The sequence below is a fragment of the Vibrio sp. 1S139 genome (assembly GCF_041439475.1).
In the GTDB taxonomy this organism is placed as follows: Bacteria; Pseudomonadota; Gammaproteobacteria; order Enterobacterales; family Vibrionaceae; genus Vibrio; species Vibrio crassostreae_C.
The window spans coordinates 1-17009 of sequence record NZ_JBGOOD010000012.1 but is presented as its reverse complement, the minus strand read 5'-3'; the positions used below and the strand labels follow the sequence as shown (position 1 = coordinate 17009).

The 17009-nt window shown below is 42.8% G+C and carries 13 protein-coding genes; 7 read left to right on the top strand and 6 right to left on the bottom strand.

The annotated features are described in order from the left end of the window. Positions 1–136: 136 nt before the first annotated feature. Both ACED46_RS06190 and ACED46_RS06185 read left to right on the top strand, forming a co-directional pair. A complete protein-coding gene (locus ACED46_RS06190; protein ID WP_371721099.1) occupies positions 137–1687 on the top strand; it encodes a Na+/H+ antiporter NhaC family protein in 1551 nt (516 codons plus the stop codon). Positions 1688–2383: 696 nt separating this feature from the next. Continuing rightward, positions 2384–2977, top strand: a complete 594-nt coding sequence (locus ACED46_RS06185) for a GPR1/FUN34/YaaH family transporter (RefSeq protein ID WP_004735131.1) — start codon at positions 2384–2386, stop codon at positions 2975–2977. 159 nt (positions 2978–3136) lie between these two features. On the opposite strand, the gene ACED46_RS06180 is transcribed toward ACED46_RS06185, so the two are convergent. The 4 genes from ACED46_RS06180 to ACED46_RS06165 form a co-directional block, all read right to left on the bottom strand. Further along, positions 3137–4684, bottom strand: coding sequence for a sodium:alanine symporter family protein (locus tag ACED46_RS06180; RefSeq protein WP_017084421.1), 1548 nt, complete (start codon positions 4682–4684; stop codon positions 3137–3139). Between the two features lie 470 nt (positions 4685–5154). After that, on the bottom strand, positions 5155–6525 hold the full coding sequence (locus ACED46_RS06175; RefSeq protein ID WP_371721098.1) for an MBL fold metallo-hydrolase: 1371 nt from the start codon (positions 6523–6525) through the stop codon (positions 5155–5157). 177 nt (positions 6526–6702) lie between these two features. After that, on the bottom strand, positions 6703–7470 hold the full coding sequence (locus tag ACED46_RS06170; protein WP_108193318.1) for a 1-acylglycerol-3-phosphate O-acyltransferase: 768 nt from the start codon (positions 7468–7470) through the stop codon (positions 6703–6705). A gap of 197 nt (positions 7471–7667) precedes the next feature. Beyond that, entirely contained in the window at positions 7668–8606 is a 939-nt protein-coding gene (locus ACED46_RS06165; protein ID WP_108193319.1) for a hypothetical protein, read from the bottom strand. Between the two features lie 216 nt (positions 8607–8822). Between ACED46_RS06165 and ACED46_RS06160 the strand changes: the two genes are divergently transcribed. The 4 genes from ACED46_RS06160 to ACED46_RS06145 all read left to right on the top strand — a co-directional run bounded on the left by ACED46_RS06160 (position 8823) and on the right by ACED46_RS06145 (position 13526). Beyond that, positions 8823–9656, top strand: coding sequence for a YeeE/YedE thiosulfate transporter family protein (locus ACED46_RS06160; RefSeq protein ID WP_371721097.1), 834 nt, complete (start codon positions 8823–8825; stop codon positions 9654–9656). A 46-nt stretch (positions 9657–9702) separates the two neighbouring features. After that, positions 9703–10431 carry a DUF429 domain-containing protein gene (locus ACED46_RS06155; RefSeq protein ID WP_108193321.1) on the top strand — a complete coding sequence of 243 codons (729 nt, stop codon included), beginning with the start codon at positions 9703–9705 and terminating at the stop codon, positions 10429–10431. A 99-nt stretch (positions 10432–10530) separates the two neighbouring features. Continuing rightward, positions 10531–11340 (top strand): M15 family metallopeptidase, encoded by an 810-nt coding sequence (locus tag ACED46_RS06150; protein WP_371721096.1) that lies wholly within the window; start codon positions 10531–10533, stop codon positions 11338–11340. Between the two features lie 305 nt (positions 11341–11645). Continuing rightward, positions 11646–13526 carry a RimK/LysX family protein gene (locus ACED46_RS06145; RefSeq protein ID WP_108086543.1) on the top strand — a complete coding sequence of 627 codons (1881 nt, stop codon included), beginning with the start codon at positions 11646–11648 and terminating at the stop codon, positions 13524–13526. Between the two features lie 111 nt (positions 13527–13637). On the opposite strand, the gene ACED46_RS06140 is transcribed toward ACED46_RS06145, so the two are convergent. Both ACED46_RS06140 and hipB read right to left on the bottom strand, forming a co-directional pair. Continuing rightward, complete coding sequence (locus ACED46_RS06140; RefSeq protein WP_017110260.1) at positions 13638–14954, bottom strand: type II toxin-antitoxin system HipA family toxin; 1317 nt, start codon at positions 14952–14954, stop codon at positions 13638–13640. Beyond that, positions 14954–15202, bottom strand: a complete 249-nt coding sequence (gene hipB / locus ACED46_RS06135) for a type II toxin-antitoxin system antitoxin HipB (protein ID WP_017110259.1) — start codon at positions 15200–15202, stop codon at positions 14954–14956. The genes ACED46_RS06140 and hipB overlap by 1 nt, the downstream gene beginning before the upstream one ends. 1125 nt (positions 15203–16327) lie before the next feature. Here hipB and ACED46_RS06130 point away from each other — a divergent pair. Continuing rightward, entirely contained in the window at positions 16328–16966 is a 639-nt protein-coding gene (locus tag ACED46_RS06130; protein ID WP_371721095.1) for a hypothetical protein, read from the top strand. Positions 16967–17009: the final 43 nt, after the last annotated feature.

The following is a 17009-nucleotide window of genomic DNA, read 5'->3' as shown; positions in this document are numbered from 1 at the left end:
TATTTGGCTATGTTGAAGCGCATTTAAAGACTAATTATCCAGTTATGGGATAAAGTTCTGTACAAATGGTGGTTGTGAATTTATATTCAAATTTAATTAATATTTATTCTTTTCATTTTAGGGTTAAGGTGTACCTATGGAACAGACAGATATCACGTCACTCATCCCCATTGTTATTACTTTGGTGTTGTCGTTGGCGACAAGGAATGTGGTGATTGGCCTTTTTGCTGGCGTGCTGAGTGGTGTTGCGATGCTGACTGGCATGTTTAGTGAACTTAACCCGCTTGATACGTTTGGTATCATGGTGAAAGGTTACTTAGTCCCTCAACTTACCGACAGCTATAACGCAGGTGTGATCATGCTGTTGGTGTTCATAGGTGGCTTTGTTGCTCTGATGGAGAAGTCGGGTGGTGGTGTTGCGTTTGCAAAACGTGTTACTCAATGGGTAAGCAACAAATGCCAAGCTCAAATCTCAGCATGGTTGGGGGGAATCGTGATATTTTTCTCAGACTTAGGCACTCCGTTAATTGTTGGCCCTGTTTTTCGTCCCCTTTTCGATAAACTGAAACTCTCAAGACAGAAGCTAGCATTCATCATCGACTCAACCTCGTCGCCCGTCGCTATTCTTATCCCTTTCATTGGATGGGGCGTTTACATCATGAGTCTTATCCAGAAAGAATTTACTGCGTTGAATGTCAACATGTCTGATTGGGATGCCTTCATCGGTGCAATTCCTTTTCAGTTTTACGCATTCCTCGCGATTTTCATCGTCCCGTTAGTGTCCGTTAAAGGTTTAGACTTTGGGCCAATGGCAAAAGCCGAGCGTGATTGCCAAGCGGGAATCGATACTGGCGTGAATAGCGAATCACTGAATCCGTTCTCGCATAAAAATGCAAAGGCATCTTTTGTCTGGGCACCGTTGTTAGTGATGCTGGTGGTGTTGTGTGCGATGTTAGTTCCTCAAGGCTTCCCGTTCCAAAAGGTCGCGGGTTCATCGTTCAGAGCAGCTTTATCATCGGCTTATTTCTTTGCGGCAATTACTTTGATCTCACTTATGGCTTACTACGGTGTAAGAAAGCTGTCTGATGGTGTTTCAGTGTATTTAAAAGGCATGGGAAACATGATGCCAGTTGCGATCATCTTGGTATTGGCTTGGGCGTTAAGTACAGTCGGTAAAGAGTTGGGTGCAGCGGCTTATATTGCCGAGCAAGCACAGAGTGGTTTCCCATACTGGTTAGTACCAGCGGTTGCTTTTTTGTTGTCGGCGATTATTTCATTCGCAACGGGATCGTCGTGGGGAACCTTCGCGATTATGATGCCATTGGTTATTCCAACCGCGATTGCGATTGATGCACCGTTACTTGTCGCAATTGGCGCTGTGTTGTCTGGTGGTTTGTTTGGAGACCATTGCTCACCGATCTCTGAAACCACGATTCTTTCTTCAACCGGGGCAGGGTGTGACCAGTTTGAACACTTTAAGACACAGCTTCCTTATGCGTTGATGAACGGCTCTATCGCTTTGGTTAGTTTTGTAGTGGCAGGCTTTACTGGAAGTTCATGGGTTGTGTTGGGCGCTCTTGTTGCTCAGCTTATCCTTGTGACTCTGTTAGCTAAACGAGATGCGAGTAAAAACGCTTCTTCAGAAGTTCAATCTCAAGTGTCTGAATCTAAACCACAACAAGCGTAATTTAAAATTACAGAAGAGGGGCGAGATTCCAGATATCTCGTTCCTCGATTCTGGAATGACGACTGATAGAGTAGATGCGGGATACGAGTAAAGAAAAGCTCGCCCTCTGTTACCTACGTTTGCTATTAAGGGGCGCTTACTCAAATCTAAAGACTCTTTTCGCATCCCGAATCTCGTTACCCGCATCTCTTTTACTCGTATCTAAGCAAACCTCGTCATTCCCTACAGTGAGGAACGAACGTGATAGGGAATCTCTGGCGTTTATCGTCGGTGTTTATGTCTAAGTGCATGATTCCAGATACCTCGTCCCTCGATTCTGGAGTGACGACTGAGAGAGTAGATACGGGATGCGAGTAAACGAGTAGCGAAGAGCTCGCTCTCTATTGTTCTCAGTTCATATCTCTCATTTCACTTATTTCAAGCTAAACATGCTCTTCGCATCCCGCTTACTCGAATCTAAAGACTCTTTTCGCATCTCGTTACTCGCATCTTTTTTATAGCGTGATAGGGAATCTGCTTACTTATAGTTCCTGTGAATTAATTGTCGTTATTATGAAACTAATTTTCCATAGGATCATTTACACAATCTTAGTTTACGATAACTGGATTACCTAGTTGAGCGGTTTATGGATTAAAATTTTCTTACAAACTTTGTAGATTTTTTTTAATCAACCACTTTAATAAGGTAAATTCGCAATGTCGACCAAACTAGCTAACCCAGCGCCACTAGGCTTAATGGGTTTCGGTATGACCACTATTCTTCTTAATATCCACAACGCAGGTTTCTTCCCAATGGATTCAATGATCCTTGCGATGGGTATTTTTTACGGTGGTTTGAGCCAAGTTATCGTGGGCACAATGTGTTTCAAACGTGGTGACACGTTCGGTACAACTGCGTTTACTTCTTACGGCCTATTCTGGTTGTCTTTGGTTGGTTTAATTGTAATGCCTTACATGGGCCTACCAGCAAGCCCAGCTGCATTCATGGGTTGGTACCTACTATTATGGGGCATCTTCACAGGCTTCATGTTCATTGGCTCTCTATGCTACCCAGTAGCGAAGCAAGTAGTATTCGGTTCACTCACTATCTTGTTCTTCCTACTTGCAGCTCGTGATTTCACTGGCAGCGAACTAATCGGCACTATCGCTGGTTTTGAAGGTATCTTCTGTGGCGCTTCAGCTATTTACTTTGCAATGGCACAAGTAATCAACAACGAATACGGCCGCACAGTACTGCCTGTTGGTGAGAAGAAAGCACCTCAAATGGCAACACAAGAAATCGCTGCTTAATGCTCTAACTTGGGAACAGTTAGTTCGTTATAAGCCGTTTATTGGTTATAAATAAAACAAAAGGGGTTAGCCGAAATGGCTAACCCCTTTTTTATGCGTTATTAATAGCGCGAGTTAAAGCGATCTATTTATTAAAGCAATCTATTTGTTAAGGTAATCTTAAGCTGAAGGTTGCTCTACAGGTTTAGTGTCTGCAGCTTCTGCTTCTGGAGACTTACCTGTTTTACGCTTGTACTTCTCTTCCCAGTAAGTAGCACCTTTAATGCCTAGTTTTACAGGGTTGAATGTGTACTCAGTCACACCTTGTTTCTGCTGTTCTTCGTAGTCTGCTAGAGCTTTAAGCGCAGGCTTAGACATGAAGAAGATGATCAGAATACCAACGATGTTTAACCATGCCATCAAGCCAACACCAACATCACCCATTGCCCATGCAAGGTTCGCTGTTTTGACTGTGCCATAGAAAACCGCAGTGATAAGAACAAGCTTAAGTACGAACATCATGCCAGGGATCTTGATGGTACGACGTAGGTAAGCAATATTCGTTTCTGCGATGTAGTAGTAAGCAAGAATCGTTGTAAATGCGAAGAAGAACAGAGCAAATGCGATGAATGGCTTACCAATACCTGGTAGTGCACTTTCAATAGCAAGCTGTGTAAATACAGGACCATTCGCACCAATGTTTGCTGCTAGGTTCTGAACAAGGAACACGCCTTCAGCGCCGCCGTGAACGTTGTAAGCACCAGTGATGATGATCATGAACGCTGTAGCAGAACATACTAGAAGAGTATCGATGTAGATAGAGAACGCTTGTACCAAACCTTGCTGAGCTGGGTGATCGACATTTGCAGCCGCTGCCGCGTGAGGACCAGTACCTTGACCTGCTTCGTTTGAGTAAACACCACGCTTAACACCCCAACCAATTGCAGCACCAAAGCCCGCCATAGGTGTGAATGCATCACCAAGAATCATTCCGAAAACAGCTGGCACTTGGCCGATGTTTAGCAAGATGATAACGAACGCGATAATGATGTAAGCCAATGCCATGAATGGAACAACAATTTGTGTGAAGTTCGCAATACGTTTAACACCACCAAAGATGATGAAAGCAAGGATGATAGCAACAACAGTACCAGTGAAAATTTTAGCGAAACTGAATGTACCGATAGCTGTTTCAATCATGTCGCCTGAGCCAAATGCAGCTTCTACAGCATTACCAATACTGTTTGACTGAACACCTGGAAGCAAAATACCACATGCAAAAATAGTCGAGATAGCGAAGATCCATGCGTACCACTTCTGGCCCATCGCTTTTTCGATATAGTAAGCCGGACCGCCACGGAACTGGCCTTCGTCTTCTTCTTTGTAGATTTGCGCTAGCGTAGATTCTGCGTAAGCAGTCGCGGCGCCAAAGAAGGCTACAACCCACATCCAGAATACTGCACCCGGGCCACCGAAACCGATAGCGGCAGCAACACCAGCAATGTTACCTGTACCTACACGGCCAGATAGCGAAACGGCAAGAGCTTGGAAAGACGAGATGCCTTTTGCAGAGCTTTTACCTGATAGTAGCAAGCGCCACATTTCAAAGAAGTGACGGATTTGAACAAATCGAGTCATGATGGAGTAGAACAAACCTGCACCTAAACATAGGTAGATAAGTACTGGGCTCCAGATTATTCCATTCAAAAAATCAACGAATGACTGCATGAGTATTTTCCCTGTTAGTTTTACTTATGATTGTTTTTCGAACAACACAATACTTCACTTGTAACCCAAGTGTTAAATTATTTAACTGCGCATTAGGATTACTGTGACATAAAGCAAGTTACAGAGGGGGTTTGTTAACGCTTAGTGCTAATTTGATAATCGTTCCATTAAAATTGATATGCAATTAGTTGTTTTTAGTGTCGGTTTGTAAAGTGAATAAATAGTGATTAATACAAATTTTCGAAACTCACAATATGTGTCAGAAGGGAAAATAGAAGAAAAATGAGAGGAAACGTTGTTCAGTACTAATGACTGTTAACACATTACGACGGTAAAGACGCAAGAATATATCACCGATATAGTGAAATTAGGCAGGTTTAAGGGGAGGTATTATTTAAAATATCAGTAGTAATTTTTAGAACTTTCCGTAAGGATTACCGCAATCAGAAATCGTGAATCAATCGCCTGTTTTAAACGACTTTAAATCCTTTCCCAACCAAAGCTTGAGCGAACTCAGACTGAGTATTTGGCTCACCGTGAATCAAATGCACCTCTTTCGGTGGAGTCGCGATGCCTTCTATGAATCGGTAGAGATCTTCTTTATCGGCATGAGCTGAGTAGCCAGACATGCCATGAATTTGAGCATTGACCTCAACGTCTTTTTTATCAATAGAAACCTGCATTTCGCCTTGTTGCAGTTCTCGCCCGAGCGTTCCGTGCGCTTGATAGCCCGCTAAAATCACATCGGTTCGTTTATCTGGAAGCAAAGCTGATAAGTAGTTCATTATCCTGCCGCCCTGACACATTCCAGAAGCTGCGACCACAATGGCAGGTTCACCTGTCGACTTAAGGCGATTAACAATTTTCTTGTGCATTCTATGCCCATCAACAGTAATGCATTGTTCAAAGGCGAGTGGGTGACGTTTCACTTCAAGGCGCTGCTTTGCTTCTTGTCCCCACAACTCTTTAAAGCGTCGGTAGGATCGCGTTACTTTATCTGCCATAGGCGAATCGAGGATGATAGGAATATCGGCGCTGAGTTGATGCTCAAAGATCAGGTTTTCAATATCAAACAACAGTTCTTGTGTTCTGCCAATACTAAATGCCGGGATCAGGATGACGCCACCATCGAGTAACGAACGGTCAATGATCGCCTTCAAGCGCTCCGATCGCGTTGCAATATCGTCATGTTTACTGGTGCCGTAAGTTGATTCGATAAATAGGTAATCGGCTTGTTGTGGTGGTTTCGGATCCGGCAGCAATGGTGTGTTACTTGGGCCCAAGTCGCCTGAAAAGACCACCACCTCTTGGTTGGGTAATTTAAGCTCAATATAGGCGGAACCTAAGATGTGCCCAGCAGGTTGAAAGCGAGCATGTAGAGTATTTGGCCTATGATGATCCTTTCCGTTGTTTTGCTGTGTGGACGTGATGGGAAACCATTCCCCGTAAGGCTTGGGGGCTATCAACGAATGAATCTTTTTGAGTATCAGCTTCGATTGTTTATTGCTGAGCCCTTGTAGTTTTAACCCATCCTCAATCATTAAAGGAGCGAGTTCGGCGGTGGCTTGCGTGCAATAAATTGGCTGGTTAAATCCACTGGCGAGTAACCAAGGTAACCGGCCAATATGATCAATGTGGGTATGGGTCAGCAGCAGAGCGTTGAGGTGGGAAGTTTCAAATTCAATATCAAGAGAACGTGCATCCGAACCTTGGAGCTTTTTGCCTTGAAGATCTAAACCTTGAAAAAGGCCGCAGTCGATGAGCACCGCTTGGCCTGAATCTCTTAGTTCGTGACAAGATCCTGTGACAGTATGTTTGCCACCATGGTGAATCACTTCCATCGTTTACTCCCATTGCTCTATAAAGCCATTAACGCCTGTTTTTATTTTGCGGATAAGCGCCAGCAAGTAAAACAAGAACAATGAGAGTTGCGATCGTTGAGTGTCTTTTTAAGTAACTGAGCGATGACTCAGTGGGTTCGTTGCGAGTTAGCTCTTGTTCCTTCTGTGACTACCTTGTTAGCGCGTAGAAGAACGGTCTGAATCCAGCTCTGGATTTTGTTGAGCCTCTATACGAGCCACTTCGTCATCAAGCTCTGCTATTTTTTCAGCCATAATTGCGTGACAGCGATTGGCTAGTTCTCTAGCGTCGCTGATCTTGTATCCAGACACATCGATAGGTTCAAGCATCTCGGTGATCACAATGCCATTATTAACTCGGTTGAGGTCAATCTTATTGTGTGTGGTGCTGGTACACATCGGGGTGATAGGTACGCCAGCTTCAATCGCCATTCGAAAAGCGCCCGTTTTGAATGGCAGTAGTCCACGCCCTTTACTGCGCGTTCCTTCAGGGTAAACCCAAACAGACAGATCTCGCTGATGAATGGCTTCTGCCACTTGCTTGATGGTATCGCGTGCTTTGGATTTATCTTCGCGGTTAATCATGATGTTACCGGTGATCCAATACAGCAGACCAAAGAAAGGCACATACAACAAATCGCGCTTGCCCAATGAAACAGTGCGAGGTCTTAGCATTCCTGGATCGGTCACAAAGTCTAATATGCTTTGGTGGTTAGAGATGTAGACGCTTTTTTCTGATGTCGGCGCATTGTCTAGGCCGCGCTGCACCAGTTTTACACCGACGATCTTTTGTAGTTGATTGAACCAACGGCAGAAAACGTACACATGCTTAGGGTTCTTGGGGCTAAACAAGCAGTAAACAAAAGCACAGAGGGTGGTGAAAATAATAAACACCGTAGCCAAAATAATACGAAGAACAGCAAGCACAATTCACTCCTTACTCACCACAAGATTGCAGTGATTAAATAGTTTTAGATGCTTGAAGTTTTCACTCTATTTAACCGAATTGCAACAATTAACTGTTATAGGGTTCTTTTTTTAGATCTTTATATAAAACAAGGACTAACAATGGGTGTTTGACACGATCATCGAGCTTACACGTGTTCACCAGTAGGTAGGTATGTTCACCAATACTGTTTATTTGGATCCGACTTTTCTACCCATTCAGGATCTTGACGCGACTCTAAATAGAGTTGTAGGCCGTTATAAGACATGAAAGCAGCAGGTCCACCAAGATGCTCGAAATAGTCAAAATAATCATCCTCGAGCGCGCAAAGGTGAGCTAAATCTTTAACGTTATTCATCATTGCCCATTGAATAGCGAACACCGGAGCCGTCGAACCTGAAATGCTGACCTCTTCGACATTTGGGTTGAACAGTGAGTTGGCTTGTTCAAGCTGTATCTCTTCTTGCTCAGACTCTTGCTGTAACACCTCTTCGACGATCTCTGAGCGTTTGGTATTAGAGACATTCTTGTTTAGCTTGGCGATTCGTAGTGCGTAGCTAAAACGGTCTGTTGAAACTATGTCGACAAGTTGCGATAGCAGCTCTTTGTCTACGCCCGCAGCCTTAGTGAAATAATCGATACACGAATTGATTGAAGCATAACGAGTACCGTCGAATTCAAAGCCACTGGTTTCGTCGTAGACCTCGATTACAATGTCATCAACCGACAAAGGCCAACCTTTATAGTCGATTCGCTGTTTGGCTATTTGATACATCTTCCAAGCACTGCGCCCAAATCCACCGAGCGTCGAGCCAGAGAAATCAGAATCAATAAGCTCTTGCTCCGTCCAGTTCTCACCGATGCCTAGGTGCTTTGCGTACTTATCGATAAGTGCGTGTTTTATCTGATCGCGCACCGCCCAAATCGAAGTTAGATCTTTTGCATACCTGACACTCGCGCACTCCTTACAAGCTGGCAGTGCAATCGGTGAATAGTCTATCTTGGCAATAGCTTGTGCAGTCTTAGGGAATTCAACAACATCATTGGAAGGTTCACCACAAAACCAACAGGTGTGGCGCAGGTTGAATGGGATGTCTATGTACGAATATGTGGTCATTAGTCTTTATCGGCTGGGTGTTTGAGGTTGGTTTAATTATCAAAACAATTATCCCTGTTCGGGCTTGTCCTTGCACGCTGTTATTGGGTCTTCTGACTATATTTAACCAACGACAATAATAAAATCAACGCAATTCGGAGGCTGTGTATGCTGTTTATTCTCGCTTTGCTCTGCATTTTTCTGGTGGGATATCTCGCCCAAACTACCGGCCTTTGTATGGTTCGGGGCGTTAAAGAGGCGACAAGCGGATCACCAATGCTGATTGTCGCGATTGTGTTTAGTGGCTCATTGGCTTGGGTGTTTATGGCATTAGGATCGGCAGTGGAAGGACGAGCGTTATCTTCTGCGTTTTGGCCGAGTCTGTTTTCTCTGTTTGGTGGTTTTCTGTTTGGTATTGGCGCGGCAATTAATAGTGGTTGCGGAGTTTCGACGGTTAGCCGTTTAGCTCGTGGCGAAGTGGTTATGTTGGCGACCATATTAGGGTGGTTCGTTGCTTGGCTGTTGTTTGCTCCAGCTTTACCGACTGAGTTAAAAGGTTCTCGGTTGGTTTTATCTGATTTTTCCCGATATGCATTCCTTGGGGTCATTTCGTTCATTATTGTGGTGAGTTGCTACTTCATGAATGCGGTAAATCGCAAGTTATGGTTCTCAATGTTGGGGATTGGGTTAATGGCAGGCTTTGTTTTCTTGTATGAGCCACACTGGACGCCAAGTGGTTTATTGAAATCTATGGGGACTTCACTCTGGCATGGAAGGGCTGAAGATTGGCCAAGCAGCGAGCGCTTTATATTGATGATCTCGCTGTTAGTTGGAATGGTCAGCGCTGCGTTATTTACTGGATCCTTTTCTTTGAGGTTGAGCTCTATACGTCGATTGGGCAAACACTTAGTTGCTGGTGTGCTTATGGGCTTTGGAGCCGTAATGGCTGGTGGCGGGAACGATACTCAGCTTTTAATGGCGATGCCTGTACTTTCTCTAGCGGGTGTTTTTTCTGTGTTGAGTATCATTGTGGGCATATATACCGGAGTTAAGTTGATTCAAAGCCGATAGTTAGCGACAGTACGTAAAGAACATGGGCACGTAATTTGAGAACATAATGAAATACATCGGAATTGATGGCTGCAAGGCGGGTTGGATCGCTTGGATTGTCTCTGGCAATGAGCCACCTACGTTCAAAGTAGTAAACACGCTCGATGAGTTGGTTGATGATCTTACGGGAGCAACAACGTTAATCGATATGCCTATTGGCTTTAGCGATTCACAGACTCCGGATAGATTATGCGATAAAGCAGCAAGGCGCTTTCTCACCAGTAAGCGTGGCTCTTCCGTTTTTCCTGTTCCGTGCCGCGAGGCGGTTTATCAAACCGATTACATTGCGGGATGTAATGCCAATGTGCAGCAGCTTGATAAGAAGTTTTCTAAGCAGACTTGGGGAATTGTGCCTAAGATCCGCGAGCTTGATGAGCTCATTGAATCTCATCCCCACCTTTCTATCAGGGAATCACATCCTGAGGTGGTGTTTGCAGCATTGAAAGACGAACCGCTGACGTTTTCCAAACGAACACAAGAAGGCAAAGAGGAACGGCTTTCTATTATTCAGCAACTCGCCCCTCAATGGTGTGACCGCTTGTCGTTGGCCATTTCAAACACCAAGCGTAAAGACGTCGCGGTAGACGATCTCTATGATGCTTTTGGACTGGTGTTGGTTGCCTATAACGCTCCGCAATTATCGACCTTACCTGAGCCTTCAGATGTTGGTGGAGAAGCTGACAAGGATCAGAACGGACGAGTTCGAGAGATTGTCTATTGGGACAAAACGCGCTAACAAAGCGTGCGCTCAACTTGGCTTAATATGCTATTTTCTAACTTATGCTATTTTCCAACTTCTGCTACTTTTCACTCTTACTATTTTTGAGTCTTTGATATGAAACGTTTTATTGTCGGCTGGCTGGCCATTGTGCTCAGTGCTGCGACTTATGCCCAAGTTGCTCCTATATCTCAATGGCAATGCGATATGATGAAAAAGAACAATGTCTTGAGTAGTGGTGCGCCTGTTGGTTGTGAGCGACTATCTAAGGTGGATTTCGATTTCATTAATTTCAAAGGGGAAATGCAACAGGGTAATATGATCGTGCTTGATGTTATTGCGCCTGCTGTTGAACAAATCTTTTCAGAGCTCAAACTGCGTAATTTCCCTCTTCATTCTGCTCGCTTAATGCGTGAATTCAGAGGTGACGATAACGCCTCAATGGACGCGAACAACAGCAGTGCGTTTAACGCTCGTCCTATTACAGGCGGAGGAGGTTGGTCGAAGCATGCCTATGGTGTGGCAATCGACATCAACCCAGTTCAAAATCCTTTCTTAGAGTTCGATAGCAACGGAAGAATCACGGTAAAGCCTTCACAATCTGCGACTCGCTATGTGAATCGTACTCGTTTTCGTGCTCGTGACGAAATTGAACGCCGAGGTATGGCAGAAGATGTGGTTGAGCTTTTCGCCCATCACGGATTTATGATCTGGGGAGGGGATTGGAATAGCCCAATCGATACTCAGCATTTTGAGGTCGGCTCAAGAAAATTCGTTAACCAACTGCTTTCTAAACCCCAACCTGAAGCCAAGGTGTTATTTGAGCGCTACGTCGAATCTTATCGACAGTGCTATCTCAAAAATAAAGGTGAGGACGCAGAAAAAGCTCGAGCTATCTGTGCAAAGAAAACAGTCGGGACTTTTTAGTGCTATGTTTATCTAGAACCGTTTGTGTTTTAGCAAGTTAAACTCGCTTCAGGTGTGTTTTGAATCGCTAAGGCCAGCGCTTGTCGTTGGCCTTTTTTGTATTCATTTCTCCAATAGAACACCGAGCATTGAAAAGGTTATTGGGTATCCATTAGTCAATAATCGATAAGCGAATGCAGCGCAAAGTCATCGGTTTGTCATTGAAAAACTCATAGCGTTAACGTTTTGTGAGAACCATTACTGGTGGGGGAACTCTTTACCGAATCGCCAGTATTATTAGTGAACTGATCACAACGGACCAACTAATGAAAAAGATACCTTTGGCTCTAACTCTTTTAAGTACTCTACTTTTTTCACAATATACTTTGGCTACTGATACTTCACCTACCACTCAAAACCCGACTTACGAACTCGATGGTAAGGCGGTATTAGGCCGTACTGAGAATGTATACCTCTCTAGCGTTCAAGGGCTAAAAGACGTTCCTTTCATTGGCAAAATCGACACTGGTGCAGAAACTACCTCTATGCATGCTGAAGATATTCATGTGAAGAGCACGAATGCCGATTACAAGAATCTTAAAGACAAAGAGTTGATGGCAGCAATAACCGAAGACCTGTTGAATAATTCCGATGTTGATTACGATGATTGGGATGGCAGTACCTTTGCGAAATATGAAGCTGTGGTGTCTTTTAAGGTTCAAAACCCACGTACGGGAGATATGGTATTAATCGAAGCGCCTTTAGAGCGTGTCAGCATGATACGAAGCCGCACCAGCAGCACACCTTTACTTCGTCCTACCGTAAAAATGTCGCTCACCATTGCAGACCAAGAGCTAAAAACCGATGTTAACCTGACCGACAGAAGCCACTTCTCTGCGCCAGTATTGATCGGCAAAACCTTCCTTGCTGACAATGCTTTAGTGTTTGCGGGTTATGACTACTTGCAAGAGCAGGAAAACGCGACGGTTGTTGGCCGAAAAGAGGTGGTGTCTATCTCTGGAATGGCGATGAATGCGACCTTCTCATTAAAAAATCGATACAGCATCCTTCATGCAAAAGACATCGATATAGATAAGAAGAACAGTGAAGTGACGTTTGATATGTTCGACAACGATGGCAAGCAGAAAGAGATGACACTGCCATTAGTTCGTATGTTAAGCGTGAGTGGTAAGAAAAGACCTTTGGTGTATGTGCCGGTTCAACTCGATGAAAACACAACTAAAGACGTTCTGGTGTACCTACGTGAGCGCTCGAGTAGTGAGTCGCAGTTGAGATTTGGTACCAGTACCGCCAGTGAACTTTTTATGATTGATACCAATGCAGAAAATATTCTTTCTGAAGGTTCAGAGAGCTTTAGTGATGTTGCTAAAAAGAGTGAACCTTTGGTTATTTCTCCAGAAGAGGACATCACCCTTGATGACTTCCCACTCAAGGCCGTTGCCTCATTCACTGTCAACACGCCTTTGTTGAAGGTCGACAGTTTTGAAATGACAGGTAAAGGCAAAGATGCCTCCGTTGAATTTTATCTTACGGATGTAAACGGTGAGAAGCAGAAGGTGACCAAGCCAATTATTAAGAAGCTTAAAGTCGGTGATGATACTCGTCCGGTAGTGAGTGGTGAGTTTGCGGTCTCTGGAAACGTTCGTACGCAAGAGTTTGCTATCGATGTGCTTAACAGTAATGAGAAAGAAGCGTACTTTATTTTAGGCAAGAAGATGGCAAAAGACGGTGTGTATGTGAACACTCGCTCTGACTATCTTTTGAAAGCTGAGCCTTTGTTTAAAGTTGGGCATATTGAAGTTGTTGAAGTGAACGGCATGAAGTTCCCAGCCAAGTTGGATACTGGCGCGGATGTAAGCTCAATGAATGCAGTCAACATCAAACGATTTAAGAAAGACGGCCAAGACATGGTGAGTTTTACCTATCAAAACAACCAAGGCGATAAGCAAGACTTCACTAAGCCAGTGATTGATGTCATGCGCATCAAAGCCAAGAAAGGCGAGAAGGTGAACATTCGCCCTGTCGTTGAAATGAAGGTTAAGTTGGGTGACTTAGAGAAAGAGGTGAGGGTAAACCTTCAAGATCGCTCTCGCTTTGAATACAGCATGATCTTAGGTAAGAACTTCTTAAAGCACGGCGCAGTAGTGAGTAGCGATGAAGATTACTTGTTAGGTGATATGGAGTAACACCTAAGCTTATCTAAGTTCGTAAGATAATAGTTCTAAACAGCCACACATTTCAGTATTGGGATGTGTGTTTTTTTATTGAGTGCTCCATCTTCTCTAAAGGGAAATGATCTAGTTCTTGCTCAAATTCAATTTGTTAAGCATGGCAATAGAGTTATCAAAGATAGCTTCGGTTATGTGTTTTGGGAAACCTTCAGGCAAGCGTGCGGCGAGGCGCTCGATTGCTTTGGGTAATTCAGTTTGCATGTCATCCAATATGCTTTGCATGCTATCAGAATTAAAGCCAACTGAATGGGCGGTATCAAGAAAGTGGCGAGAGTAGATCTTGCTTATCTGGTATTTTTTACCACGGCTTGCTTTTAACCCCATTGCTAACTTTAACTTTCTGATGTTAAGTCCTTTTTTTCCTGTGATAGGGTAAGCCGACAAAATGTCATAAAATGGTGTTAAGCGATAACTACCTTGCTTTTCAATAAATATTGAATAGTTCTTTGCATGCCCATCAATAGCGCCTATAGCCCATTGGAAGACTTGAAACTTCATGAAGTTATATCTGTCTTCCAGTGCATTTGATGATCCTTCAAGTAGCTTCATAATATCGGCGATTCCGGGGCCTCCATCACTTTCGTATTTTATCGATGAAGGGATTCCTTTGGCTTGACAGATATCTTCCTGAGGAAGGCGCAGTAGGTGTGTACGATCCTTAATCCAACGTCTATCAAAACGCTCAACAGCAATGGCTTTATAATTATGGGTTGTGATGATCTCGACTGTCGGAACATCAAACCCCAACTCTCTAGCTAACTCAATACAGATGAACTCATTCTCGACACTTTCAGTCAGATCTAGAATAGAGGTGGGCTGCTTAATCTCACCAATAGGTAGCTTAATGATATGGCTTGTAGGTGTATTCCCTTTAGGCAAACACCAATCTCCATTCAACCTTAGCAATGCTGTTTTTTCTTGAGCGCCAGCAACCGATATTCGGAAATCATCTTCTTCCTTAATCATACCTAATGGAATATCGGAATGATGGGCAGCTAAGATTTTTTCAAGCCGAGATTCATCAAGAAGTTCGTATGACAGTTTGTTCTCGATATAGGGTTGACTTGGAGGGAGCAGAGCAATGGCACCAACGCTGTCTTTGCCAATTTCTTTCAGAAGATCAAAAGGTTGATTTGAAGCCGTTTGATAGCGTGCAACAATCCTATTACGTATAGCAATATTGTCTGGTAGTAGGTTGTCAAAGTAGTTGATAACGGCATCAGAAGTTATCGTAGGTATTTGTAGCTTAAGGGATAAAGATAATGGGCGAGATTTGTCGTTACTTAGCCAAGACTCATTATATTTAAATTCATGAGAGCCATTGTTTTGCTTTGTTAGAGTACCGACCAACTCACCATTCATGTAGGCATCAAGTTGTTGCATTACCAATCTTCCTCATCAACAGTGCTTTGACTATTTTTTGCATCTTTGGGTTCGATTTTAAGGGTGAGATCTAATGCTTGGATGAGCTTGAACATTGTTGAAATAGTGGCCTTTTCTGGTCTATTTTCAAAGTTCGAAATGGTTGCTTGTTTTATCCCTACTTTTTTTGCCAGCTCAGATTGGGTCCACCTATTTTTTTGGCGTATTAGCAGTAAAGTATTAGCTAATTGTTGTGGGCTATAAATCACAAGTTGTCACTCCTTACTATGAGGTTTCATCCTCATGAGAGGATATTGGTCATGCTATCCCAATAAAGGGATATATGTAACTTTATACCTTATGAAGGATATTGCAAGATATATACCTTATAGGGGATAAAGTAGGATTATCAAAGCCTTTAGCTTAAAGAGGTATTGCAAGAAGGTGGATACCAGCCTTTGTTAGACTTGTCGCTAAGTTCTTCTGTCGACTAGCGATTATCCGTACGGGTAAGGTGAGATAATGGTTACACGTAAGTAGATCAAATATGCTACACAAAGTTGATTAGAAATACTGACTTTGAAGCGCAATGAGATGGTTCGAAACTAAAGTCATGGCAATTAAAAGCACTTTACACTGTACGTCCCCCTGTGAGTGAAAGGTGGCGCGTTTAGTGCTTGCTTTTAGTACTAATAGCGTATGTATTGATTATAAATACAAAAAGGGCGATAACTCAGTGAGTTACCGCCCTTTCCAAACGTTTGGTGGAGCTGGCGGGATTGCCTACAACCCTACCTTAAATCCTACTCAATCAATCACTTAATGCTGTTTAGCTTATGAGAAATTGAATTTTAAGTACAAGATTACAGTACTTAAAAAATAGATTCAATCTAACTGCTTATCAAATCAGTGGTTAACTAACTCCTAAGCGCATTTTGGACGGCGGTTCAACTCCCACAGCTCTTAACCCTCTGTGTAAACCCCCCCACCAAATTGGAAGTGCTAATGGTAACTATACGTGTAACTGCTAGCTCACGTTCCCTGATTGGGCTAAAGGTTAATCTGCCGTAAAGAAATACATTCGACTACCTCTAGAAAAGTGTGATGGATGTCTGATTTTTGGCTAAAGTTTGCTTGGTTGAAATTCAACCATTTTGGGTGCGGGCTTTTTTTTGGCGGCGGATTATATCGATCTTATTGTATGTGTAAAGCAATCCAAGTTCTAAACTAAAAATCAGTGAAATAATCTCAGCAATAAGAATTTAATTATTACTTATAATATTTATTCAAGTTATCCATATTATAATATGGTTGATCTTCTTGAGTAATAAATGATTGCTCAAAATTAAAATCCTGACAATATAGCACCCAACGAAACAAACAAAGGTTTTAAAGTGTTAAGTAAGAATAAGAAATACATTGCTAAATGTATTAAAGAAATAACAGAGCTTGAGAGAACTGTTGAAACAGTAACATTGTTAGAGCAGAGGCTAAATGTTCTAGCTTCATATCTTAATAGTGTTGGGTTTGAAGAGCTGACCAAAAAGAAAGTAAAGAAGATGAGAGACGATCTTTATTACTTGCCTGTTAATTCAGCTAAAATAAAAGAATTTACAGGCTTGAATGCAAAAGATGTTTGTCGAATAAATAAAGAGAGAGGGGATAATTGCTATCCAATTATTACAGTTGAAACTCACAGAGGTTACTTTAGCAGTCTAGCTAACATGTTATCTTACTTGAGAAGTGAATGTATTATGGATTCAAATCCTCTTGAGGATATTAAATTCAAAAGACCTGCACTAGTCAAGGCAAATGAAAAAAACAGGTCATTTGAGATGAATGAATTAGTCAAGATATTTGACTATATTGAAGAAAGCTACTCTCAAAAAGATGATTTTAAATTCTGGATTGTGTATTTGCTTCGTTACACAGGAGCAAGATTAAAAGAACTACTTCAACTAACGACTGATGATATTATTAAAGTCGATAATGTTGATTGCCTTATGCTTTATCCAAATGAATGGCGTTGTTGATCAAATCAGCTTGAGGTTCAACGACGCCATATTTGACTAATCG